Origin of the sequence: Epilithonimonas sp. UC225_85, from assembly GCF_042695135.1 — a bacterium.
Classification (GTDB): domain Bacteria; phylum Bacteroidota; class Bacteroidia; order Flavobacteriales; family Weeksellaceae; genus Epilithonimonas.
Genome location: NZ_CP170547.1, coordinates 442,301 through 466,121, shown reverse-complemented (window position 1 = coordinate 466,121; position 23,821 = coordinate 442,301). Strand labels below are relative to the sequence as shown.

20 protein-coding genes are annotated in these 23,821 nt (G+C 38.1%); 15 read left to right on the top strand and 5 right to left on the bottom strand.

The genetic code is table 11. The features are described from left to right. Positions 1–223 precede the first annotated feature (223 nt). The 5 genes from ACFJGY_RS02310 (at position 224) to ACFJGY_RS02290 (ending at position 7,868) form a co-directional block, all read left to right on the top strand. Complete coding sequence (locus tag ACFJGY_RS02310; RefSeq protein ID WP_379967728.1) at positions 224–2,950, top strand: hypothetical protein; 2,727 nt, start codon at positions 224–226, stop codon at positions 2,948–2,950. Positions 2,951–3,037: 87 nt separating this feature from the next. Continuing rightward, positions 3,038–3,943: a GLPGLI family protein gene (locus ACFJGY_RS02305; RefSeq protein WP_379967726.1), complete on the top strand. Its 906-nt coding sequence runs from the start codon at positions 3,038–3,040 to the stop codon at positions 3,941–3,943. Positions 3,944–4,093: 150 nt separating this feature from the next. Beyond that, positions 4,094–4,615, top strand: coding sequence for a KdsC family phosphatase (locus tag ACFJGY_RS02300; RefSeq protein WP_379967724.1), 522 nt, complete (start codon positions 4,094–4,096; stop codon positions 4,613–4,615). Between the two features lie 10 nt (positions 4,616–4,625). After that, on the top strand, positions 4,626–5,213 hold the full coding sequence (locus tag ACFJGY_RS02295; protein WP_379967722.1) for a Maf family protein: 588 nt from the start codon (positions 4,626–4,628) through the stop codon (positions 5,211–5,213). A gap of 69 nt (positions 5,214–5,282) precedes the next feature. Then, positions 5,283–7,868 carry a tetratricopeptide repeat protein gene (locus ACFJGY_RS02290; protein WP_379967720.1) on the top strand — a complete coding sequence of 862 codons (2,586 nt, stop codon included), beginning with the start codon at positions 5,283–5,285 and terminating at the stop codon, positions 7,866–7,868. Between the two features lie 34 nt (positions 7,869–7,902). On the opposite strand, the gene ACFJGY_RS02285 is transcribed toward ACFJGY_RS02290, so the two are convergent. The 3 genes from ACFJGY_RS02285 to ACFJGY_RS02275 all read right to left on the bottom strand — a co-directional run bounded on the left by ACFJGY_RS02285 (position 7,903) and on the right by ACFJGY_RS02275 (position 10,775). Continuing rightward, entirely contained in the window at positions 7,903–9,279 is a 1,377-nt protein-coding gene (locus tag ACFJGY_RS02285) for a tryptophanase (protein WP_379967718.1), read from the bottom strand. A 291-nt stretch (positions 9,280–9,570) separates the two neighbouring features. After that, positions 9,571–10,185, bottom strand: coding sequence for a DUF502 domain-containing protein (locus ACFJGY_RS02280; RefSeq protein ID WP_379967716.1), 615 nt, complete (start codon positions 10,183–10,185; stop codon positions 9,571–9,573). Positions 10,186–10,193: 8 nt separating this feature from the next. Next, positions 10,194–10,775 (bottom strand): tRNA-(ms[2]io[6]A)-hydroxylase, encoded by a 582-nt coding sequence (locus ACFJGY_RS02275; RefSeq protein ID WP_379967714.1) that lies wholly within the window; start codon positions 10,773–10,775, stop codon positions 10,194–10,196. Positions 10,776–10,937: 162 nt separating this feature from the next. Here ACFJGY_RS02275 and ACFJGY_RS02270 point away from each other — a divergent pair, with 162 nt between their 5' ends. Next, complete coding sequence (locus tag ACFJGY_RS02270; protein WP_379967711.1) at positions 10,938–11,168, top strand: hypothetical protein; 231 nt, start codon at positions 10,938–10,940, stop codon at positions 11,166–11,168. Between the two features lie 32 nt (positions 11,169–11,200). Here the strand turns inward: ACFJGY_RS02270 and ACFJGY_RS02265 are convergent, their stop codons facing one another. Next, positions 11,201–12,298: an acyltransferase family protein gene (locus ACFJGY_RS02265; RefSeq protein ID WP_379967708.1), complete on the bottom strand. Its 1,098-nt coding sequence runs from the start codon at positions 12,296–12,298 to the stop codon at positions 11,201–11,203. A gap of 234 nt (positions 12,299–12,532) precedes the next feature. Here ACFJGY_RS02265 and mutL point away from each other — a divergent pair, with 234 nt between their 5' ends. From mutL to ACFJGY_RS02245, 4 genes are read left to right on the top strand one after another with little or no spacing between them, the layout of a single operon-like run. Continuing rightward, positions 12,533–14,293: a DNA mismatch repair endonuclease MutL gene (mutL, locus tag ACFJGY_RS02260; RefSeq protein ID WP_379967705.1), complete on the top strand. Its 1,761-nt coding sequence runs from the start codon at positions 12,533–12,535 to the stop codon at positions 14,291–14,293. A 3-nt stretch (positions 14,294–14,296) separates the two neighbouring features. Continuing rightward, positions 14,297–15,046 carry a rhomboid family intramembrane serine protease gene (locus ACFJGY_RS02255; RefSeq protein ID WP_379967702.1) on the top strand — a complete coding sequence of 250 codons (750 nt, stop codon included), beginning with the start codon at positions 14,297–14,299 and terminating at the stop codon, positions 15,044–15,046. Next, positions 15,047–16,027 carry an endonuclease/exonuclease/phosphatase family protein gene (locus ACFJGY_RS02250; protein WP_379967700.1) on the top strand — a complete coding sequence of 327 codons (981 nt, stop codon included), beginning with the start codon at positions 15,047–15,049 and terminating at the stop codon, positions 16,025–16,027. It begins immediately after the preceding gene. 18 nt (positions 16,028–16,045) lie between these two features. Beyond that, on the top strand, positions 16,046–16,417 hold the full coding sequence (locus tag ACFJGY_RS02245) for a hypothetical protein (protein WP_379967697.1): 372 nt from the start codon (positions 16,046–16,048) through the stop codon (positions 16,415–16,417). Positions 16,418–16,472: 55 nt separating this feature from the next. On the opposite strand, the gene ACFJGY_RS02240 is transcribed toward ACFJGY_RS02245, so the two are convergent. Then, on the bottom strand, positions 16,473–17,069 hold the full coding sequence (locus ACFJGY_RS02240) for a superoxide dismutase (RefSeq protein ID WP_379967694.1): 597 nt from the start codon (positions 17,067–17,069) through the stop codon (positions 16,473–16,475). A 324-nt stretch (positions 17,070–17,393) separates the two neighbouring features. On the opposite strand from ACFJGY_RS02240, the gene ACFJGY_RS02235 reads away from it, so the two are divergent. From ACFJGY_RS02235 to ACFJGY_RS02215, 5 genes are all read left to right on the top strand, one after another. After that, positions 17,394–18,614, top strand: coding sequence for an aminotransferase class V-fold PLP-dependent enzyme (locus ACFJGY_RS02235; protein ID WP_379967692.1), 1,221 nt, complete (start codon positions 17,394–17,396; stop codon positions 18,612–18,614). Positions 18,615–18,881: 267 nt separating this feature from the next. Next, a complete protein-coding gene (gene lon / locus ACFJGY_RS02230) occupies positions 18,882–21,284 on the top strand; it encodes an endopeptidase La (RefSeq protein WP_379967689.1) in 2,403 nt (800 codons plus the stop codon). A 116-nt stretch (positions 21,285–21,400) separates the two neighbouring features. Continuing rightward, positions 21,401–23,143, top strand: a complete 1,743-nt coding sequence (locus tag ACFJGY_RS02225) for an agmatine deiminase family protein (RefSeq protein WP_379967686.1) — start codon at positions 21,401–21,403, stop codon at positions 23,141–23,143. Between the two features lie 37 nt (positions 23,144–23,180). After that, positions 23,181–23,387, top strand: coding sequence for a hypothetical protein (locus ACFJGY_RS02220; protein ID WP_379967683.1), 207 nt, complete (start codon positions 23,181–23,183; stop codon positions 23,385–23,387). Positions 23,388–23,405: 18 nt separating this feature from the next. Further along, positions 23,406–23,786, top strand: coding sequence for a DoxX family membrane protein (locus ACFJGY_RS02215; protein WP_379967680.1), 381 nt, complete (start codon positions 23,406–23,408; stop codon positions 23,784–23,786). The last annotated feature ends 35 nt before the right edge of the window (positions 23,787–23,821 follow it).

The window sequence follows — 23,821 nt, the reverse complement described above, 5'->3', positions numbered from 1 at the left end:
ACAAATTTATAAATTTTACTCGTGTGACCGAAAAAAAACAAAGCCTTCTCTATAATTATTTTAAATTGACAAATATGATATTATAAATGATTAAGATAGCAGCATTCATAATTATATCTGAAACGAAGGGATTTAACTTTTATATTTATTACAACTCCAATAAAAACTTTGTAACAATTTATATATTTCTTTTACTAATCCTTTAGTGATATAATTAATGACTATGAAAAAAATTCTATCTATTCTCTTTGCTTTGACTTTCTCTATGATCGTTTTTGCACAGAAAACAGTATCCGGTGTGATAACCGATGGTGACGGAAAAGCCCTTGCGAGTGCAAGTGTAACGATTGAAGAACCGGGAAAAAATGCTATCCTTGCTTACGGAATTTCTAATGCAAAAGGAGAATATAAAGTCAGCTTTACTTCGGCAGAAAGCAATCTGGATCTGAAGATCAAGGCTTTTAATCAAAGACCTATTACGCAATCTATCAAAAATGATGATCAGAAACTGAATTTCTCTATGGATTCTCAAGCCACGGAAATCCAGGAAGTAAGACTTAAAACTAAATTGATCACCAAAAAAGGGGATACCATTTCTTACGATCTCAAATCTTTCGAAAATAAAAATGACAGAACGCTTGCCGATGTTTTGAAAAAAATTCCGGGAATCGAAGTTAACAAGGACGGAACAGTTTTATATCAGGGAGAAGCCATAAACAAATTCTATGTCAACGGAAAAGACCTGATGGAAGGTGGTTACGGAACGATTAACAACTCGCTTCCGAAAGACGCCGTTTCCAGAGTAGAAGTTTTGGAAAACCACCAGCCGGTAAGTATTCTTCGAGACAAAGTTCCGTCTGAGCAAGCTGCGCTTAACATCAAACTGAAAAAATCTGTGACAATGACCGGCCGCGGAGAGATTGGCGCAGGTTTCAGCCCGCTTCTTTGGAATGTGAAATTGACACCGATGTTCTTTGGGCAGAAAAACCAATGGGTTATTAATTACAAAGCGAATAACAATGGTGAAAGTGTAGAAAAAGAAGGCAACACATTAAGTTTTGGTAATCGCTGGGAAGGCAGAAGATCGCAGGCCAAGCAAAACTCCTGGACAAATGTAGAAACTGCAGGAACTCCCGATGTTCCCGAGAAAAGATATCTCCTGAACAATGTTCATTTTTTCTCTGCCAACCTTTTGACAAGCCCTTTCAAAAATAAAGAATGGGAACTCAAAGCCAATGTAACTTATACCAACAACGATGTAGAAAGAGATTCTCATACAAAAACCGTTTACGATGACACGCCGGCAAACGGACTGCTTGCCGGCAGAACATTGGAACAATCCAGAAGCAATGATTTTTACACCAATGCTGCCAAAGCAGAGTTGATTTTCACCAAAAATGCTAAAAAAGGATTCTTCAAAAACACCACAACGTGGAACGGATTCTGGAACGCCAATCGTGGATTTTCCGGCCTGGATACAAATGACACAGATCAGCCTTATATCTTTGGAAATCAATCTTTGGAATCGCCTTCGGGAAGTTTCCAAAACTCACTCAGCACTATTATTCCGTGGAAAGATAAACTGGTGAATGTGATGAGTTATTTCAAATATCAGAGAGACAAGCAGACTATGGAAGTCAACCCTGCGAGTTACACCAATTTCTTCACAGGTCTTAATACAAGTAATCTTTTCGACACATACAAACAACAGACGCTTTCCGAAACTTTGGAAGTCAATCATTCTGCATCTGTGGGCTTCAGCTACAGAAAGTGGACTATCATACCAGAAATTGGGCTTAATATAAACTTTAATAATCTGAAATCTTCATTAAGAGGCTCCGCAGAAAGTACATATTACAATGTCAATAATCGTTCTCAGAATAATATTGACTGGAATGAGATGACACCTTACACACAGGTTGGCTTCAATTATAAATCTGAAAGATTGAATATGAACCTGACTTTGCCTGTCAATTATTACAGCATCAAATATCAGGACAATCTTTACAACCAACTAGCCGATAAAACCAAAACTGCCTTGGAGCCAACATTCTTTGCAAGTTATGACTTTGCCTCATTCTTCAAATATTGGGTTTTTGCAAATCAGGGTTATGATTTCGGTAGTTTCGGATTTTTATACGGCGGCGATATGCTGACTTCTGCAGGTAACCTGTCCAGAAGATATGTGACTGATCTTACAGATTCACAGATGCCTGAGTATCTCAGTCGAAATATCGGAACCAGATTAGAATACAGAAATCCTCTTAATAATCTCTTCTTCAATGTTCGTTACAATTATGGAACTGTAAAAAGAAATATTGCAGAAACCTTTGATACCGCAGGCGGAGTCGGCGGAACAATTGGAATCGTTGCGATAGAAAACTCAACCAAATCTCAATCTGAAAGTGCCGAGATTGGAAAATATTTCCCAAAATTCAAAAGTAATTTATCGACAAGCTTTACGAATTTAGATTCTAATTCTTTCAGTTACTTCAACGGGAATTTTATAGAAAGCAAGAACAATGTTCAAACCTGGACAGCGAAATTCAACAATGCATATTTCAGCTGGTTGAGTGTAGATTACAACATCAGTATGAACTGGCGTAACAATAGAAATGCAACCCGGTCAATATCTCAAAAAAGTTCCGGATGGAACCATAATCTTGCCGCATACATCTATCCGTCAGAAAATCATACATTCGGCTTCAACTGGGACAACAGCGTAACTTCTACCCAGGGAAACACTTATAAAAATCCATTTTACGATCTTTCTTACCAATACACTTGGGTTAAGAGAAAAATCGATTTCGAATTCAAATGGCTGAATATCACAAACAAGAAAGTTTACGAAACTGTAGCTGTAAATATTGATCAGGGAAATACAGTAACCCAGAGCTACAAGATCCGTCCAAGCCAGTTTATGTTTACGGTTAAATTTAATTTCAAATAACACACTATTTTATTATAACAAAAAGGTAGCGCAAATTTTTGTCTGCCTTTTTATTTTTTTTAATTTTAAATCACTAAGTTTTTAGTTATGAGGAAAATTATTTTTTTTATGATGACTTTTCTGAGCTCATTATTATTTGCTCAGGGAACAAGGATTATGTATGATTACAGATTTGTACCGGATCTGGAGAAAAAAGATTCTACCAGTACAGAGCTGATGTATCTGGATATCAGGAAAGACGGCAGCAAATTCTACAGCCGGCAGAAGTTCGTCAGCGATTCTACCCGCGATGCCTATTTGCAAAAACAGATCTCGATGGGTTCTACTAATTTTAGCTTTAATGGCGGTAATCCCGGAAAAGTTGGATATTCGGTTACGAAGAATTATCCTGATTTTACGACTGTTTTGCACACTTCGATTGGCGATAACAGATATTCTGTGAAAAATGAAAATCCTATGAATTGGAAGATTCTCCCGGAGAAAAAAATGATCTCAAAATTTGAAGTTCAGAAGGCAACCGTAGATTTCGGCGGAAGAACCTGGACTGCCTGGTTCACACAGGAAATTCCGTTTCAGGATGGACCATATAAATTCCGGGGATTACCTGGATTGATCCTGGAAATGGAGGATTCTACAGGAACTCACAGTTTTAAATTCGCTGGAAGCAAAAAATTTGATGAGGTTGAAAAAGTCGAGAAAAAAGATGAGATCGGAAGTACGAAAAGTGGTTTAGTAATCAAAACTTTTGGAATGGCAAGCGGAAAAGAAATCGATGTTTCTGAAGAACAATTCAGAAAACAATGGAAAGAATTCAAAAACGATCCTGTGAAAAATATGCGCCAAATGCTTTCTCAGGGTAATATGAAACTCACAATGAATGTAGACGGAAAACAACTCACCGATCCTTCCGAAATGCTGAGAGCAATGGAAAAATCTCAAAAGGAAGACATTAAAAAGAACAGCAACAAAATAGAACCTGCGCTTTATCCGTAAATTGATGAGCTCCGTAGGAGCGAAACGTTTGTAGTAAATTACACAGAATACAAATTCGAGCTCCGTAGGAGCGACATCTTGTTTTGCTTTGTCAAAGTTTTATAAATTTTAATATTAACTTTGACAAAGTTTTTTTTAGCCTAAAATAATATGAGTTATTTACCCAAATTAAAAAATATAAAAGCCTTTGTTTTTGATGTTGATGGCGTTTTTACAGACGGCAGCGTTTACCTTTTACCCGACAAAAATATGTCCCGAGTGATGAGCGTTCTCGATGGCTACGCTGTTGTTCAAGCCATTAAGCAAAAATATGTGATCGGAATCATTACCGGCGGAAACGACCCGATGGTCAAAAACAGAATGGAATATCTGGGAATCAGTGACTATTATCCAAAATCTTCCCACAAAATTTCCGATTATGAACATTTCAAATCAAAATATAACTTACAGGATTCCGAAATCTTAATGATGGGCGATGACATTCCGGATATCGGGATTATGAAACTGGCACAGATCTCCGCTTGCCCCGCAAATGCAGTTCCGGAAGTGAAAGCAATTTCAGATTATATCTCTCCTGTTTTCGGCGGAAAAGGCGCTGTTCGCGATGTCATAGAACAAGTCATGAAAATCCAGGGAAAATGGAACTTGGACGAGGAAACTAAATCAGCTTAGTTAATTGATAATGATACTATTACTAGCCTCTCAGTCACCCAGACGAAAAGAATTATTATCCCAGCTTGGTTATCAATTCAAAACGGTTAATATTGATGTAGACGAATCTTATCCCGAAAAATTATTACCGGAAAATATCGCTGAATATGTTTCAAATAAAAAAGCTCAGGCTTTTGATGTGAACCCTGAGGAAATTCTCCTGACTTCGGATACAATCGTTGCATTAGAGCAAAAAATTCTCCTCAAGCCTAAAAATGCAGAAGAGGCTTTTGAAATGCTGAAAAACCTTTCCGGGAAAAAACATCAGGTTTACACCGCATTTACTATTAAAACCAGTTATTCTCAAATCAGCAGAACCAGCAAAACAGATGTTGAATTTTCTGAAATAAGCGATGAAGAAATTAGTTTTTACATCAATAATTATAAACCTTTTGATAAAGCGGGCTCATACGGAATCCAGGAATGGCTTGGGATGGCAAAGATCAAAAACATCTCCGGTTCTTTCTATTCTGTGATGGGTTTTCCGGTAGATCTGGTGTATGAAGAATTAAAAAAACTAAATTGTTTCCCAGAGAATTTTCAAAACACGATTCTTTAGATAATTTTCCTTGCAAAATTTCGTTATTTTTACAGATTGAATACTCAATTTCCAATTGAAATTAATTAGATGAGAAAATATTTACTAATCATACTTGCTGTCATAAGCATAATTGCCTGTAACCCGCGTCACAAAAAAAAGAAGACCAAAAGCGGACCCGTCAACCGGTTTATGACCTATTACAATACATTATTCAACAGTAAGGAAGCTCTGGCGGCAGAAATGGAAAGCAGAGACAAGGCTCATGTGGATAATTTTTATGATCCTTACATTTCCGTTTATACCACAGAAGATGATGTGACCAACATTCAAAACCCTATCTCAGGAAGTGGTTCTAATAATGGTTCCAATGATTCCGGCGCTCCTATGCCCATACGAGGAAATTCTGGTTCAAGATCTTCTGCCAATTCGGCTTTTAATACTGACAATGAACGATTCTCTTCTACGGGAGGAAGTTCTGGTTCTTCCGGAAACGGAAATAAAAAAGGAGCTTCTATTCTTCAGATTACAGAAGCGAAGGCGACAAAGGCCATTACAAAATATTCTGTACTCGTAAACGGTGTAGAAAAAAACAAGAAAATATTTGATGCTTATATTCTCCTGGCAAAAGCAAGGATGTATCAGGGCAAATATCTGGAGTCTCTGGACGCACTCAGCTATCTTTTCAATACAATGGATAAAGATAAGAGGTTGCCTCTGGCCTATATTTACAAAGCTGCCAATTATACCAAATTAAAGGAATATTACCGTGCGGAAGAGGTTTTAAAAGATATGGAGGAAAACCCAAAAATAAAACTTAAAAAAGAATATCTAAGAATTCTTAGGGTATATCAGGCGGAAAATTTCCTGAAATGGGGCAAAAAAGAATTGGCGGCAGAAGTTTTGGAAGATGCTTTCGCTGTTAACAAAGATCGGAAAACCAAAAGCCGAATCGCTTTTTTACGCGGCCAGATTCTTTCCGGTCTCAACAGAAAAGATGAAGCCAGAGAGTCATTCGCTGCCGCTTACAAATACGCAAACAGCTATGAATTTGAAGTTAAATCTCAAATCGAAATTGCTAAAACCTTTGACGGAAAAGCCGACAGTTATGAAGAAGCGATGGCTTATCTTGCGAAGATTGCCAAAAAAGGAACTTATGCTTCCCGTAAAAATGAATTGTATTATGCAAGTGGCTTGGTTGCAACCTCTGCCGCAAAAGATTCTATAGCTGATACTTTTTTTAGAAAAGCTTTGAAAGAAAAACAATCTGATCCGCAGATTCGCGGACTTACTTACTCTGAAATTGCAAAAAAATATTTTGCAAAAGATGATTATCTTACTGCCGGTGTTTATTACGACAGCGCTTTGGCGGTAATGACTTATCTGCCGGAGAAAGAACGATTAACAGATCTTACGGCAAATATTAAAAAATTATCAAAGAATTATTATGTCGTTAAGAAAAACGACAGTATTCTTACTCTGGCAAAAATGACTCCTGAAGAACAGCGGCAATATTTCACAAAATATATTGATAAAATAAAAGCAAAAGAAGAAGCGGAAGCACTTGAAAAAAGAAAATCGGAACGAAGCAAAGGTTTTGATAATTCCGATTATAGTGCGAATTCTATCTTCGCTAATAATTCTTCTGACGCCAATAGTTTTCAGAATTTTGGCATAACCGGCGGATCCACTTTTTATTTCGCCAATTCCAATAATATTCCGAGAGGAGAAAGTTCCTTTAAACAAACCTGGGGCAACAGAACCTTGATGGACAACTGGCGTTATTCCGCAAAAACAACCACTATCGAGGAATTGAAAAATGAAGCTTTAGGTTTGGCAAATGCGCCCGATCCAAGACGTTTGGAACCAGACTTCTACATAGAAAAAATCCCAACTTCTGCTGACGAATTAGGCAGATTAAAAAAAGACCGGGACACAGCCAGTCTTGGAATGGGAAGGATGTACGAGTCTTTCTTTGGAAACACCAAGTTAGCAACCAAAACGCTTTTTGATCTGGTCGAAGCAAAACCAGATGAAGAAACTGATCTCCAGGCATTATATAATATTTTTGTTTTCAATTACGAAAAAAATCCTGCCGACGCAGAGAAAGCCAAACAGCAGATCCTGGCAAAATATCCTTATACATCTTATGCAGAATTCGTAAAAAATCCGAAAAACAAGGATTTCAACAAGTCAACGGCAGATGTAGAAAAATTATATGCCGATGCCTACAAACTCTATGAAACAGAAAAGTTTGCAGAATCTTCAGCAATTATTGACAAGGCTATTGCAGATAATCCAAAAGATGCATTGGTACCTAAATTTTATTTGCTGAATGCCTACAATGCAGGGAAAAATGCAGGAAAAGAAATTATGATCCTGCAATTGGAACAGATTGTCCTGAATTATGCAAAAACGCCTGAAGGCATCAAAGCAAAAGAACTTCTGAAATACCTGAAAAGTGATGCTAAGCTGGAGCTGACAGATGAGACAGGAAATGCTATCTCACAGAAACCAAATCAACAGGTTAACAACACACAAGGACCCGAAAATCAAGACATACACCGAGGCGATGTGGGGGAAGTGCCCACCGGCGGACCAGGAATTCCCGGACAAGGTGATGTGTCACAACAACCTCAGGGCGAAATACAAAACGCACCCAAAATCAAAAAATAAAAAAAGAGAGCCATTGGCTCTCTTTTTTGTTTAGTTATATCTTATCCAACTGGACTGTAAAATGTCGCAATATGGCCGGTTCTTTTGTAATCTTGTAACCTTTATTTATTTCGTTTCTCCTTTCAAAAACATTGATGACGGCCGCTGCAACATAATCCATGTGATTGTTGGTGTAAGTTCGTCTTGGGATTGCCAGCCTTAGTAATTCCAGTTTTGGATATCGGTTTTCTCTCGTTTCCGGATCGCGGTCTGCAAGTAAAGTTCCTATCTCCACACCACGGATTCCAGCTTCTTTGTAAAGTTCAATCGCTAAAGTCTGTGCTGGAAATTCTTCTCTTTTAATATTCGGCAGGAAGTTAAGAGCATCGATGAAAACAGCGTGTCCGCCGATCGGTTTCTGAACCGGGATTCCGGCTTCCAAAAGTTTGTTTCCAAGATATTCGACCTGCGAAATTCTGCTTTCCAGATAAGGAAATTCCGTCGCCTCATCCAATCCTGTTGCCAAAGCCGACATATCACGTCCTGCCATTCCACCGTAAGTGATGAAACCTTCATAGATAATCGTGAAGTTCGACGCCTTCTCAAAAATTTCTCTGTTTTTCAACGCGATGAAACCACCAATGTTTACCAAACCATCTTTTTTGGAGCTCATCGTCATTCCGTCGCCGTAAGAAAAAATCTCTTTACAGATTTCTTTGATCGTTCTATTTTCCTGTCCCCTTTCTCTTTTTTTGATAAAGTAAGCGTTTTCTGCAAACCTCGCCGCATCAAACAAAACAGGAATTCCGTATTGATCGGAAAGAGCTTTTACTGCTCTGATATTTTCCAGAGAAACTGGTTGTCCACCAGAAGAATTACAAGTGATTGTAATTAGACAAAACGGAATTTGCTCTTTTGGATGAGAACTGTAAACGGCTTCTAATTTTTCAAGATCGATATTTCCTTTGAATGGGTGAAGATCCTCTATATCAAAAGCTTCGTCAATTGTACAATCGATGGCGTGCGCTTTTCGAAACTCAATATGGCCTTTTGTGGTATCGAAATGTGAATTTCCAGGGCAAACATCACCTTCTTTTACCATAACCGAAAACAAAACATTTTCTGCCGCTCGACCTTGATGCGTTGGTAATAAGTAAGGAAATCCTGTAATTTTTTCCACAGTTCTTTGCAAAGCTTCGAAAGATCGTGATCCGGCATAACTCTCGTCGCCGATCATCAGTGCGCCCCATTGTTTGTCGCTCATTGCGCCGGTTCCGCTGTCTGTCAGTAAATCGATGAAGACGTGAGAACTTCTGAGATTGAATAAGTTATAATCGGCTTTTTTCAGCCATTCTTCGCGTTGTTCTTGTGTGGATTGGTATATTTCTTCGACCATTTTGATTCTGAATGGTTCTGCGTAAGGTAATTTCATGATAATGAGTAGTTAAGAATGAATAATTAATTTGAAGTTTGAAATTAATTGGTAACATCTTATTTGAACAGAAAGCCCGCAGCCCGACTTGAGTGGAAATCCTTTTTTGCAGGTAATTAATTCTACAGAACTGAAATCGTCTAAAAAAAGATTGACTTCGTCGAACCATTTCATTAGGTTTGGGAACGGAAGGCGGATAAAGCTGCCCTAATAAAAATGTATAATTATTTCGTACGAGAAAATTATAATGAACAGGAATATTCATTATAATCGTTAATTATAAATTCGAAATTACTCCGGTGCTTTGAAAATATTGTCGTCTGAATGGAATCCGGCAACGCCTCCACTGACAGCAAATTTCATTGCTTCGGCGGCGCTCATTCCGGTAACTTCCTTTACGTTATTGAATTTAGTAATAATCACCCAGCCGGAAACAGCGTAGGAATGTGGTAGATAAACGGCGATCATATGTTCAAGATCTACAACAGACATATCGGCTTGCGTCAAAAATCCAATCCTCCAGATCTCCGGCGCTTCATTGGTCTTGACCCAAACCGGCACATTGAATTTTTTCTTATCGCCAACGAACGACCCTAAAACATCTTTTAAAGAAGTATAAATGAATTTGATCCCTGGAATATGTTCCAAAACATAATCGACTCCGTCAACAATCAGTCTTCCGATAATGAATTTGTTTCCGAAAAAACCTATGAAAGTGGTTCCGAAAATAACAGTAACAAAGATCAATCCCGGAAACTTTTCCGAAACAGATGGGACCAGATTATCAATGCTGAAAACAATTGACAGGATTATCCATACGGTAATTGCAAGAGGACCAATAATAATCAGTCCCTGAATGAAGGATCGTAGAAATAACCGTAGATAATCGTTGAGATTTCTGTCCATTTTAGATTTTAGCCGTGGATGGTTTCTTTGTTTCCGTAGGATTTCATAATATTGGCTTCATATTCCAGCCATTCTTCCCAGCGTTTGTTTACTTTTTCCGGATCGCCGAGCTGTCTTGCAAACCCGATGAATGTGGTATAGTGATTCGCTTCGGAAACCATCAGATCGTGATAGAATTGTTTCAGTTCCTCGTCCTTGATATTTTCTGTCAGAACTTTGAAGCGTTCACAGCTTCTTGCTTCTATCATTGCAGCGAAAAGCATTTTATCGATAATCTGCTCATCGCGGTGACCACCTTTTACCAAAAATTGGATCAAATCATTAACGTAATCGTCTTTGCGCGTTCTTCCTAAAACGCCGCCTCTTTTTTTAATGATCTCATGAACCTGATTGAAATGATCCAGTTCTTCCTGCGCAATCGCCAGAAGTTCTGTTACCATTTCTGTATATTCAGGAACCATTGTGATGAGTCCGATGGCGTTTGTAGCTGCTTTCTGCTCGCACCAGGCGTGATCTGTAAGGATTTCTTCCAGGTTCTCTTCTGCAATATTGGCCCAACGCGGATCTGTAAGAAGTTTGAGACGAAACATGTTATATTTTTTGTAAAAATAAGGATTTGATTGCTTCTGATTGTATTTTTTAGTAATTAATATTATTTTTCGGAATTGGCTCCCTAAAAACAATACTCTGATAAATCATATTACTATTTGGCATAGATATTGAAAATTCATCAACAACCAAACAATAAAATTATGAAAAGTTCAACTATTATCGATCGTGCTAAATTATTTATGTTTAGCTTTTTAGCTGTTTTATCTTCAGCATTAACTTTTGCACAAGACTCAACAGTAACGAAAACAACAAATGTCACAACTTCTAGTGAGGAATGGCAAACTAATCCTACTTATTGGATTATTGGTGGTGTCATCCTGATCATTATCGTCGCCATTATAGCTTCGAGAGGAAGAAGAAAAGATGATTAAAATATCAGAAAGCGCTTTTAGAAGCGCTTTTTTTATGGATTTTTTGAAGCCGTTTTCTCTCTCAGAAATTCCAAAACTTTCCAGCCAAGATCATCCACTTTTTTCAAACCTTTAGAAATTAAATAGGCCAGAAAAATATTAAGCGGATAAATAATCAATACCAACAGCCACCAACTCATGGAATCTTTCAAAGGAACAACGAGAAAATAAATTAAAGATGAACTCATTCCCTGAGCAAAATAAAAGAAGATCGCATTCTGTCCGACATTGGTTATGAAATTTGGTTTCGTGATTTTTAATCTGTTATAGAAAACGAAAAGGGTGACCAATGAGAATAATGTCCAGATGATGTACGGAATTTTCGGCGGAAATTTTTGTTTGTTGAGTTTATAGAAAATATCACTCCCATAATTCCAGAACATCCAGACTAAAGCAACCGCTACCAATCCGTATAAAACAGGGATCATTTTATTTGAAATACTTTTACCTTTCATACGATTTCCGATTAGGAATATGGCCATATAAAACGCGACATAACCACCTTGTCCGTTTGGATAATATTGAGGAAATATATTAAAAATTAAAGTTAAAGCCACGCAAACTCCTATAAACCAATTGATGTGTTTCGGAAAGAATCTCAATATCAAAACACCTAAAACGGTCAAAATATAATACACTTTCAAATACCAGAAACTTCCCATCACTACAGGAAAAGTATCACAATTGGAATACTCATGCAGATACCAATTTCCTAAAATCTGCCATTGCGGTTCTGCAGAAATGCCGGCAGGAACATACTTGCTCCCGAAAGTAGAATAGAAATCCTTCAGCCATTCAAGAGAGAAAAAGGTCAATCCAAAAACTTTGAAAAGGTAATCGAGGAAAAACAGAAACGTTACGAAAATCATATACGTGATCTGCAACTTCAGCAATCTGTAAAGCGTTTTCTCGACATTATTCCCGGAAGTGATTCCACTCAAAGCATAAAATAATGCGACATCAAAAATCAAAGAAAAAACCCGGACTTCTGTCGGAATGTAAAATTGCCCGCTCCAGAAAGCCGTGTGAATAAATATTATGGAAATGGTCGCCAGTCCTTTGGCAAAATCAATATAGAGATCTCTTTTCATTGGTTGTGATTTATTAGGATTGGGCTTTAGCCCATTCACAAAAGTAACAAGATTAGAGGCTTTAGCCAAAATATATTATAAATTTCGGCTAAAGCCATTTCCTAATATCATTCTCTCATTGGGCTGAAGCCCAACGCTATTGATATTCGTGATTAAAAATCGAATTTCTATTTATAATTATTTAATTTTTACCGCTCGATTCTTATCCTTATTTTTGAAAGTTCAATCGTAGAAATGTCAGACATTATTCAGCTTTTACCGGATCACGTTGCCAATCAGATCGCTGCTGGAGAAGTTGTGCAGCGGCCAGCTTCCATTGTGAAAGAACTTTTGGAAAATTCTGTGGATGCTGGCTCCACCAAAATCCAGCTTATTATTCGGGATGCAGGCAAAAATCTGATTCAGGTTGTTGACAACGGAACCGGAATGTCGGAAACTGACGCAAGACTCGCTTTTGAACGTCACGCCACTTCAAAAATCCGCTCAACCGAAGATATTTTCAGGATTGCTACCAAAGGTTTCCGAGGAGAAGCTTTGGCATCCATCGCAGCAGTTGCTCAGGTGGAACTTAAAACAAAACAGAAAGATTCACCAGTCGGGACCAATATTTATATCGAAGGCGGACTTTTCCAGTTTCAGGACCCGATCCAGACGGTTGAAGGCTCTAATTTTTCTGTTAAGAATTTATTCTACAATGTTCCTGCAAGACGCAAGTTCCTTAAAAATGACAATGTAGAATTCCGTCATATCATTGATGAATTCCAGCGTGTTTCCTTGGCTCACGAGAATATTGAATTCGAAATGTTCCATAATGACGAACCTGTTTTCAAGCTGAGAAAAGGTGGTCAAATGCAAAGGATTGTGGATGTTTTCGGGAGGAAATTGCAACCACTTTTGATTCCTATCAAAGAAGATCTTGGCTGGGTTCATCTTCACGGTTATGTGGCAAAGCCGGAAGGTGCGAAAAAAGCGAGAGGCGAACAGTTTTTCTTTGTGAATGGAAGGTTTTTCCGAAGTGCTTACCTTAGTAAAGCCGTTCAGGAAGCATTTGAAGGATTGTTGCAGCCAGGTTATATTCCGTCATTTTTCCTTTATCTGGAAATGGACCCGGAGAAAATCGATGTTAATATTCATCCTCAGAAAACAGAAGTTAAATTTGAAGATGAAGCCTTGATTTTTGCTTTGGTAAGATCTACGATCAAGCGTTCTTTAGGAATTTATAATGTTGCGCCAAGTCTCGATTTTGAAAGAGACCCGAAAATGGAAGCTTTCTTTACACCGAGTAAAAGCAATTACAGTTCGCCGCAACCTTCCGCTATTAATGTTGACAGAGATTTCAATCCGTTTTCTGTGGAAAAAACCACGGATGAAGAGCGAATCAATCTGGCTGAACTTTATCAGGCAACAGAAGCGGCGCCATCAAAAATTAATCTTTTCGAAGATGATGATCTGGACGAAGATCTGTTCCGATTACCAAACGGCTATTGGCTTCTGAACAAAGACGGATTGACTTATATGCTGGATCTTGGACGGATGCACCGTGTGATTATGTCTTCGCATCAGGAAAATCTACCGACCAAAAAAGCGGGTCAAAGTCTGTTGTTCTCTTTGGAATATCACTTGAATGAGATTGAAAAGAACAAATACAAATCCATCAAAAAATATCTCCCGGATTTTGGTTTTGAAATGACATTGGCTCAGGAAAATGTCCTTAGAATTGAAACAGTTCCGGAAGCTCTGAAAGAATCTCAGGTCATTAAATTTCTGGAAAAAATCTTCGAAGTTTTGGAATACCGAACAGAAGAAGAATTTTACAAATACTTTGAATACCAATGGGTTAAATTGAAAACAAAATCCAAATTTGATTTCATTTATAAAACTGAAGTCGAGCAATTGGTAAAGGATTTCATTGATCTTGGATTCCCTCAATACACCGTAAATGGTAAAAAATGTTGGATGGAAGTTCCATTTGACGATTTTAAAAATAAATTTTAAACTATGTTTTCTCAAATAACGCCTGTTACCAGAAATATTATCATCCTGAATGTGATATTTTTCGTGGCAACTTTTCTGCTCACAAATATTAATATCAATCTCGATACTCTATTAGCAGGATATTTTCCATTGTCACCAAACTTCAGATCGTGGCAGATCATCACGCATATGTTTATGCACGGAAGTGTTCTTCACATTGCTTTTAATATGATGACGCTTTGGAGTTTCGGGCCGGTTTTGGAGCAGGTTTTGGGACAGAAAAAATTCATTATTCTTTATTTTGCAGCAGGTTTGGGTGGTTTTGCATTATATAATATCTGGAATTATTATGAAGTGAGTCAAGTGACCAATTTCCTAAATAGTCAAGCTTATGACATCCACGAAATCTATAAATATGCAGACAACAATTACGCGGGAGAAATGCCGATTTCATCAAATTCCGAAGCTGTACGAGACGCAGCACAAAAACTTTTCATTATTCTGAAAACGCCAATGGTCGGTGCTTCTGGCGCCATTTTTGGTGTGATCGCAGCATTTTCAACCTTGTTTCCAGATGCTAAACTGATGTTTTTGTTCATCCCTTTTCCTATCAAAGCAAAATATCTGACGCCAATTATTATTGTGGTTTCTCTCGTTTTGGGATTTGGACAATTCAGTGGCGATAATATTGCCCATTTTGCACATCTTGGTGGTGCTTTGATTGGATTTCTTTTTGTTTGGAACTGGAAAAAAAACAGAGACAGAATCCAATAAATGGGAATTATCAGACTTCTTTTAACGATTTTCCACATTATCATTATTGTCCTGTTATTCGGAACGATAATGAATGCTTATATTCCGCCAAGTGTTTTCGGGATGCTGGATCTTTTGTCTTTGGGGTTTCCTTTATTGATCATTGCTGATATTTTATTATTGGTTTTCTGGATTTTCAGCTGGAAAAAACGAGCGGCAATTTTTCTCATTTTATCTTTATTTTTCATCATCCCTACAAGACGTTGGATCAACTATACGCCAACTAAAAAGGAAGTTCCAAATCTCAAACTTATCTCTCTGAACGGAAAATTCGGCAGGTTGGGAGATGATGCCATCTATGAATATCTTAATAAACAAAATGCCGATGTTATTTTTTTTCAGGAATATGACAACAAGAAACCTTTGGATGGATTCCGGTATTTTGAGAATAGCCGGCCGATCGTAAAAATTCAGTCCAAGTTTCCAATCATCGAAAGTGGCGAAGTGAAAACTGATGTCAGTACCGGAATGTGTCTTTACGCCGATATCAAGATTAATGGAAAAATAATCCGCTTCATCAATGTCTACATGGAACCATTCTTCCTCGACAAGAAAATGGTAAAACCAACGGATAATATGGACAGGAATGAGGAAAAAGCAAAGAAGCTTTTGCATAAGTTGATTCCAACATTCAAAAAACATCAGACACAGATTGATCAGATCAAAGATTTTATTGATAAATCAAGCTATCCCATCATCGTTGGCGGTGATTTCAACGCTGTTCCGAATTCTTACGAATATTACAAAGTTTCCGAAGATCTGGATGATGACTTCCTGAAAACCGGAAAAGGAAGCGGAACGAGTTTCCACGACTTCAAATTCCCAATGAAAATAGACCATGTTTTTTCGTCAAAATCAATAATACCAATCAGTTACAAGGTGGACAGAAGTGTTAAGATTTCTGATCATTTTCCTGTTTTGACTGAATTTTATATCAAATAATTTCCGAATTTTGTCTGTATGAGAAAATCTCTTTTTTTAGTATTAATTTCTGTAATCTCCTTTTCCTGCTCCAAAAACAAACCAGTTTTGAACAATTCCGACAATCTGGATGCAGCGCCACAAATCACTTATGACACAACAGCGATAGATTCCTTTGGTCCCGGCGCAACTTCGGAAAGTGTGATGGCAAAAATAAATGCTGTCGCAATCAAGAGGGAGCAAGACAGTCTTGCCGCAATTGCAAAAGCCGAACAGGAAAAACTGGATAAGGAAAAGGCAGAAAAAGAGGCGCAAAAAGCAAAAGAAACCAAACAGGAAATTAAACCTGAAACGAAACCGCAAGCTGAACAATCTTCTACAAAAACTGAAAATCCAGTTACAACGCCATAAAAAAACCACCAGAATTTCTGATGGCTTCTAATATCTAGTTTCTAAAATCTAATTTCTATTTGTTATAAAGCTCTTCTACCTTATCCCAATTGATCACATCAAAAAACGCAGTCACATAGTCTGGTCTTCTGTTCTGATAATTAAGGTAATATGCATGCTCCCAAACATCCAATCCAAGAATTGGCGTTCCTTTTACATCTGCAACAGGCATCAATGGATTATCCTGATTTGGAGTCGAAGATACAACTAAAGATCCATCAGAATTTTTTACCAACCAAGCCCAACCAGAACCGAATCTAGTCTTCGCAGCGGTAGAAAAATCTTCTTTGAATTTATCAAAACCTCCGATTTTCTCGATTTCAGCTTTCACATTTCCAACTGGTTCCTTGCTTCCGCCTGGTGTCAAAAGTTCCCAGAAAAGTGAGTGGTTGTAGTGTCCGCCTCCGTTATTTCTTACTGCTGGTTTGTCAGTACCTGTTTTTTGGATTTCTTCAAGAGATTTCCCTTCAAGTTCTGTTCCTGCGATTGCATTATTAAGATTGTCTACATACGCCTGGTGGTGTTTTGAGTGGTGGATTTCCATTGTTTTTGCATCGATTGTTGGTTCCAACGCATCGTACGCATAACTAAGTTTTGGTAATTCGAATGACATAGTTTTGTATTTATTGTTAATAAATGAATTCCTCAAAATTAGTCAATTATTATTCCAAGAAGCAAGAATTAGACTTATTTTATAAATATTTAACATCGAAAAATATAATAAAATTTGCCGTAACTTTGACGCATTCTAAATAATTAATTATTTGGGCAGCTTTATCCGTCCTCCGTTCCCAAACCTAATGAAATGGTTCGACGAAGTCAATCTTTTTTGCAGACGGTTTCAGTTTAGTTGAACTCGAAGACCACGCAAAAAAGGATTTCCACTCAGGCCGGGCTGCAAGTTTAGTCATCAAATTAAAGCTTTCAAACAATTACAATGTTCGACATCAATCATATAAGAGCCCAATTCCCAATCCTGAATCAACAAGTTAACGGCAAACCACTAGTTTATCTGGACAATGCCGCAACTTCCCAAAAACCGATTTCAGTTTTAGAAACCTGGAAACAATATTACGAAACCGTCAATGCCAATGTTCACCGCGGCATTCACACTTTGAGCCAATTAGCAACGGAAGAAATGGAGCTTTCCAGACAGAAGATTCAGCGTTTCATCAATGCAAAACACGACTACGAAGTCATTTTCACAAAAGGAACTACGGAAGGAATCAATCTCGTGGCTTACGCTTTGACCAATCAAATCAAACCGAACGACGAAATCATCATTTCTTATTTGGAGCACCATTCCAACATCGTTCCGTGGCAGATGCTTTGCGAAAGAACTGGTTCAAAACTGAGAGTCATTCCAATGGACGAAAACGGAATTCTACAAATCGGTGTTTTGGACGAATGGCTTAACGAAAAAACAAAAATCGTTTCTGTAAATCAGGTTTCAAATGCTTTAGGAATCGTAAACCCAATCGAAGAAATCATTGAAAAAACAAGACGACTTTCCAACGCTTATATTTTAATTGATGGTGCTCAGTCTGCTCCACATTTCAAAGTCGATGTTCAGAAACTGGATTGTGATTTCTTTGTCTTTTCAGGACACAAAATGTACGCACCAATGGGAACGGGAATTCTTTACGGAAAGGAATCTGTACTGGAAAACCTTCATCCTTTCCACGGGGGCGGCGAGATGATTGCAGTCTGCAGCTTTGAGAAAACCACTTACGCAGGTTTACCTTTTAAATTCGAAGCGGGAACACCAAATGTTGGTGGAAATATTGCTTTAGGAGCCGCTGTAGATTTCATAGAAAATATCGGTCACGAAAATCTTCAAAACCACGAAAATACACTTCTGAACTATGCTCAGAAAAAACTTCTGGAACTGGACGGCATCAAAATCTATGGCGAAAAAGCAAACAGAACCGGCGTTGTTTCTTTCAACTTAGAAGGCGCAGGAATTGCCTCCGACACCGGAATGATTCTCGACAAACTGGGAATCGCCGTAAGAACAGGACATCATTGTACCCAACCGATTATGGATTTTTTCAACATCGCAGGAACTGTCCGTGCAAGTTTTGCAGTTTACAACACTTTAGAGGAAATTGATATTCTGACAGAAGGCGTGAAAAAAGCACAGAGAATGTTGGTGTAATTTTAAACAAATAAAAATATAATTCATGCGCATGATTTCCCAAACTCATGCGCATGATTTGTTTAAGTCATGCTTATGAATTACATAACTCATGCTTATCACTTAAGATCAATGATTTTAATAAACTGACAAATTGTATTGCTTTTCCTAATGGCACATCTCTTGCGAAATTATAGATTCGTTTAAAACAGTATTGTTTTTCTGATAAATCGGAGAAACAGTTTTCACATCAATTAAGATTAATGACAATATGTCATTCAACATACTATGACAGAATTTGATAATATCAACTTTGAAGAGATTCTTGATGAAGGCTTCGGGATCGTAGCCGAAGAGATTAACCTTGATGATATAGGCAATCAGGAATCCGACAAAACACAAACAGTTTTCCCTATTCTTCCCGTAAAAAATATGGTAATGTTCCCAAAAGTGATCACACCTATTACAGCCGGAAGAGAAAAATCAAAAAAACTTTTGGAGGATGCCCAAAGAGAAAATAAACTGGTCGGGATCATCAGCCAGAAAAATCCAGATGAGGAAAATCCGACTGAAAATGGATTGTACGTTTTTGGAACTTTGGCCAAGATCCTTAAAATAATTACACTTCCCGAAGGTAACATTACCGCCATTACAAGAGGTGTCCAAAGATTTAAGGTAAAGAAATTTGTTTCAAACGACCCTTATTTCCTTGCAGAGATCACAAAACAAAAAGATGCTCAGCCAAAAGATAAAGAAGAATTTTCTGCATTGATGGACAACATCAAAGATCTGGCGGAGAAAATCATCAACATCGATCCAAATATTCCGAACGCCGCACAATTTGCGATCAAAAATATTGAAGAAAAAGAAGATCTTCTGAACTTTGTTTCTGCCAACGGTAATTTTCCCTTAAACAAAAAACAAAGTCTGTTGGAAGATAAAACACTGATTGGCCGCGCAAAGGATCTTTATGAAATGATGCACGACGATTTTCGTCATCTGGAACTCAAAAGCCAGATTCATCAGAAAACCAGTAAAGATTTGGATAAACAACAGCGCGAATATTTTCTGAACCAGCAGATCCGTACAATCCAGGAAGAATTAGGTGGAGGTGCCGAATCTGACGCAGATGAGTTCAGAAAAAAAGCTGCTAAATTAAAATGGAACGACGAGGTGGAAAAACACTTCGAAAAAGAATTGCAGAGACTGCAGAGACAACATCCAAGTTCTCCAGATTATAATGTTCAGCGTAATTATCTGGATTTCTTCACAGATCTGCCCTGGGAACATTATTCCAAAGATGCGTTCGATTTGAATAAAGCAGAGAAGCTTTTGGATAAAGAACATTTTGGCTTAGAAGACATCAAGAAAAGAATTTTGGAGCACATCGCTGTTCTGAAACTTAAGAACGATATGAAGTCGCCGATCCTGTGTTTGGTAGGTCCTCCAGGCGTTGGGAAAACCTCGCTTGGAAAATCTGTTGCTGATGCATTAGGCAGAAAATATGTGAGAGTTTCTCTTGGCGGATTACACGACGAAAGCGAAATTCGCGGACACAGAAAAACTTACATCGGAGCAATGGCGGGAAGAATTCTTCAATCTATCAAAAAATCCGGAACTTCAAATCCGGTGATTGTTTTAGATGAAATTGATAAAATCGGTCAAGGTGTTCACGGCGATCCAAGTTCGGCTTTGTTGGAGGTTCTTGACCCGGAACAGAATAATAATTTCTATGATAATTTCTTAGAATTAGGATATGATCTTTCCAAAGTAATGTTTATTGCAACGGCTAATTCTCTTTCCTCTGTTCAGCGTCCGCTTTTGGACAGGATGGAGATCATCAGCATCGCCGGTTATACTCTGGAAGAAAAGATTGAAATCGCAAAACGCCATTTGATCAAAAAACAACTGCGTGAAAATGGTTTGGATACCAAATCCTTAAAACTAGGAAACGCTGAATTAAAACACATCATAGACGCTCACACTTCAGAAAGCGGCGTTAGATCTTTGGAGAAAAAAATTGCAGGCGTTGCCCGCTGGGTTGCACTTCAGATTGCAATGGAGAAAGACTTCGACCCAAAAATTTCTATCGAGAAAGTGGACGAGATCCTTGGCGTTCCAAGACCGAAAACTTTGGCGGAAATCACAGATGTTCCCGGTGTAGTAACAGGTTTGGCGTGGACAAGTGTCGGCGGCGATATTCTTTTTATCGAAAGTATTCTTTCCAAAGGAAAAGGAGGCTTGACAATGACGGGAAATCTTGGCAATGTGATGAAGGAATCCGCAACAATCGCTCTGGAATTCATCAAAGCACATTACGAAGAATTAGGAATCTCGGAAGAAGATATCGAGAAGAAAAACATCCACGTTCACGTACCGGAAGGCGCAACGCCAAAAGATGGTCCGTCTGCCGGAATTGCAATGCTGACATCGATGGTTTCCAGCTATAAAAACATCAAGGTGAAACCACATCTTGCAATGACAGGCGAGATCACCCTTCGAGGAAAAGTACTTCCGGTTGGCGGAATAAAAGAGAAATTACTCGCTGCGACCAGAGCCGGAATCAAAGAAGTGATCCTTTGTGAAGCTAATAGAAAAGATGTGGAGGAAATCAAAAAAGATTACCTGAAACATTTGAAAGTCAATTACGTAACCAATATGGCCGAAGTAATTGATATCGCTTTGAAATAAAATTTAATCAGATTAACATTAAAATATGAATCCGTTTGGGAAATTTTCCCGGACGGATTTTTTATTTTTCAAATCAATCCGTTTTTTTTATTAAATTCGTTGATTATATTGTTTTTATGAAAAAAATTTACTTCGGATTTTTATTTAGTTTATTGTTTTTAAATTCCATCAAAGCTCAGGAAGTGCTTCCAAAAGGACTAACTGCGGAAGAAAAGCAGAATTTAAAAAGCTATAAATTTACCGGAACTCAGAAAACACCCGCACCATCTTCACCCGTAAGAACTGCGGCACAATGGGAAGAAGTAGAATATCTCGTTCTTTCCTGGACTTCTCAATATCAAAATATTCAGAGACAGATTGTGCAGGCTGCCGTCAAAGAATGTAAAGTTCTGATTGCGACGCAAAATGAAACATCTGTCCGTACTTATCTGACAAACAATGGTGTCGATTTAACTAATGTGCGCTTCCTAAACGCTACCACCAACAGTATCTGGATCAGAGATTATGCTGCAAATACGGTTTATACGAATGATGTTGGATCCCGTGCATTGGTCGATTGGATCTACAACCGTCCCAGACCTCTGGATAATATTCTGCCAACAAGTCATGCGGCCTATGTTGGCGTTCCACTTTATGTGACCGATACTTCTCCAAACGACCTTGTGAATACGGGTGGAAATTTTATGTCAGACGGAATGGGAAATGCTTTTGCATCAAAACTGATCCTCGACGAAAATAAAACCGGGAATTCCTACGGCGTGAGTGCAAAAACAGAAGCACAAATCGATAAGATTGCCAAAGATTATATGGGCATCAATTCTTACCGAAAAATGACGGTTCTTCCTTATGACGAGATCCATCACATCGATATGCATATGAAACTGCTGGATGAGGAAACCATTCTCGTGAGCCAATATCCGGAAGGTGTGGCAGACGGGCCTTATATCAAACAAAATATAGATTACATCAAAAACACCTTCAAAACGCCTTTTGGGCACGATTATGACATCAAATGGATTTCGGCTCCGGCAAGTACTTCTGGCGCATATCCTAATACCGGCGGTGCTTACAGAACTTTTACCAATGCCGTAATTATTAATAAAACCATTTTGGTTCCGACTTATCGCGCAGAAGTAGATGCTCCGGCTCTCGCAATTTACAAGCAACTGATGCCCGGTTACAAAATCGTAGGAATCGATGTGGATAACGCCGGCGAAGATCTCATTAGCCTTAGTGGTGCGCTTCATTGTATCACACACACCATCGGCGTTGCAGATCCGCTATGGATTACGCATTCGAAAGTAAAAACAGCAACGAGTTTTACAGTTCCAATTGAGGCACAGATCAAACATATTTCGGGGATTTCCACAGCAAAAGTATATTGGCGAGAGTCGGGCGACATTGGTTTTCAGGAAACTAATATGACGAATCCTGTTGATAACAAATGGGTGGCAAACTTATCACTTCCCTCATCTTCTAAAAAAATCGATTATTATATTTGGGCTCAGGCAAATTCCGGGAAATCTATTTCCCGCCCGATTGTTGCGCCCGACGGTTTTTGGACTTTTGATGTCACCGCACTTTCTACCGACGAATTAACAGCAAAAAATATAGAAGGTCCATTCCCGAATCCTGCTGACAGCAAAGTTCAGTTCAATCTGAAAAATATGAGCGGAGATATTACCGTTTCTATTCATAATGTTTTGGGTCAGAAGCTTTTCAGTCAGAAAATAACCAATTGCAACGGAAAAATTTCTTTAGAACTCAATCCTAAATGGAGCGGCGTTCTGCTGATTACGCTGGAAGGAAAATTCGGAAAAGTGACCAGGAAATTAATCAAAAAATCAGATCTGAATTAGAAAATCTTAATCAATAAAAAAATTATAGAGATTAAATATGGGAATTACCGCACTATTTGTAATTGTATTAATTATCTTGATATTTTTGGTGTCGTACATTCCAAATCTCACCTTGCGCAAAAAGATTTTCATCGTGATTTCTGCTTTATTAATCTGTTTTGCCGTGCTGGCTTTCCTTTTTGCAACACATTTTGGTAAAAGAAAACCTCAGCAGGAAAATAATTCTACAGAAATAAAAAAATAACTATCAAAATTATAAACTATGAAGTATTTTAAATTTATCGTATGTTTGCTTTTCGGATTAATGTTCATCAACGCCGGACTGGACAAGTTTTTACATTACATGCCAATGCCAGAAGATATGCCTGAGGAAGCAAAACAAGCGTTCGCAGCTTTTATGAAACTTCCCTGGTTACTGCCATTGGTCGGAATTGTAGAAATAGTTGGAGGCTTGCTTTTCATTCTTCCAAAAACGAGAGCCCTTGGTGCTATTATCATTCTTCCGGTAATGGTTGGGATTTTACTTCACAATTCTACAGTTGCGCCGGCACCTCCAGGTATAGGAATTGCAGCCGTTTTATTCTTAATCAATTTGTGGATGCTGATTGATAATCGAAAAAAATACGAAGTTCTCGTAAGCTAAAAAAAATGCCATTTTTAAAATAAAATTTGGTAATT

What these genes read in the sequence shown, in the direction of transcription:
- ACFJGY_RS02290 (WP_379967720.1), top strand. Translation starts at nt 5,283, where the DNA reads ATGAGAAAATATTTACTAATCATACTTGCTGTCATAAGCATAATTGCC.
- ACFJGY_RS02225 (WP_379967686.1), top strand. Translation starts at nt 21,401, where the DNA reads ATGAAAAAAATTTACTTCGGATTTTTATTTAGTTTATTGTTTTTAAAT.
- ACFJGY_RS02245 (WP_379967697.1), top strand. Translation starts at nt 16,046, where the DNA reads ATGAGAAAATCTCTTTTTTTAGTATTAATTTCTGTAATCTCCTTTTCC.
- ACFJGY_RS02265 (WP_379967708.1), bottom strand. Translation starts at nt 12,298, where the DNA reads ATGAAAAGAGATCTCTATATTGATTTTGCCAAAGGACTGGCGACCATT.
- ACFJGY_RS02255 (WP_379967702.1), top strand. Translation starts at nt 14,297, where the DNA reads ATGTTTTCTCAAATAACGCCTGTTACCAGAAATATTATCATCCTGAAT.
- ACFJGY_RS02295 (WP_379967722.1), top strand. Translation starts at nt 4,626, where the DNA reads ATGATACTATTACTAGCCTCTCAGTCACCCAGACGAAAAGAATTATTA.
- ACFJGY_RS02215 (WP_379967680.1), top strand. Translation starts at nt 23,406, where the DNA reads ATGAAGTATTTTAAATTTATCGTATGTTTGCTTTTCGGATTAATGTTC.
- ACFJGY_RS02270 (WP_379967711.1), top strand. Translation starts at nt 10,938, where the DNA reads ATGAAAAGTTCAACTATTATCGATCGTGCTAAATTATTTATGTTTAGC.
- ACFJGY_RS02220 (WP_379967683.1), top strand. Translation starts at nt 23,181, where the DNA reads ATGGGAATTACCGCACTATTTGTAATTGTATTAATTATCTTGATATTT.
- ACFJGY_RS02250 (WP_379967700.1), top strand. Translation starts at nt 15,047, where the DNA reads ATGGGAATTATCAGACTTCTTTTAACGATTTTCCACATTATCATTATT.
- ACFJGY_RS02305 (WP_379967726.1), top strand. Translation starts at nt 3,038, where the DNA reads ATGAGGAAAATTATTTTTTTTATGATGACTTTTCTGAGCTCATTATTA.
- ACFJGY_RS02275 (WP_379967714.1), bottom strand. Translation starts at nt 10,775, where the DNA reads ATGTTTCGTCTCAAACTTCTTACAGATCCGCGTTGGGCCAATATTGCA.
- ACFJGY_RS02235 (WP_379967692.1), top strand. Translation starts at nt 17,394, where the DNA reads ATGTTCGACATCAATCATATAAGAGCCCAATTCCCAATCCTGAATCAA.
- mutL (WP_379967705.1), top strand. Translation starts at nt 12,533, where the DNA reads ATGTCAGACATTATTCAGCTTTTACCGGATCACGTTGCCAATCAGATC.
- ACFJGY_RS02310 (WP_379967728.1), top strand. Translation starts at nt 224, where the DNA reads ATGAAAAAAATTCTATCTATTCTCTTTGCTTTGACTTTCTCTATGATC.
- lon (WP_379967689.1), top strand. Translation starts at nt 18,882, where the DNA reads ATGACAGAATTTGATAATATCAACTTTGAAGAGATTCTTGATGAAGGC.
- ACFJGY_RS02280 (WP_379967716.1), bottom strand. Translation starts at nt 10,185, where the DNA reads ATGGACAGAAATCTCAACGATTATCTACGGTTATTTCTACGATCCTTC.
- ACFJGY_RS02240 (WP_379967694.1), bottom strand. Translation starts at nt 17,069, where the DNA reads ATGTCATTCGAATTACCAAAACTTAGTTATGCGTACGATGCGTTGGAA.
- ACFJGY_RS02285 (WP_379967718.1), bottom strand. Translation starts at nt 9,279, where the DNA reads ATGAAATTACCTTACGCAGAACCATTCAGAATCAAAATGGTCGAAGAA.
- ACFJGY_RS02300 (WP_379967724.1), top strand. Translation starts at nt 4,094, where the DNA reads ATGAGTTATTTACCCAAATTAAAAAATATAAAAGCCTTTGTTTTTGAT.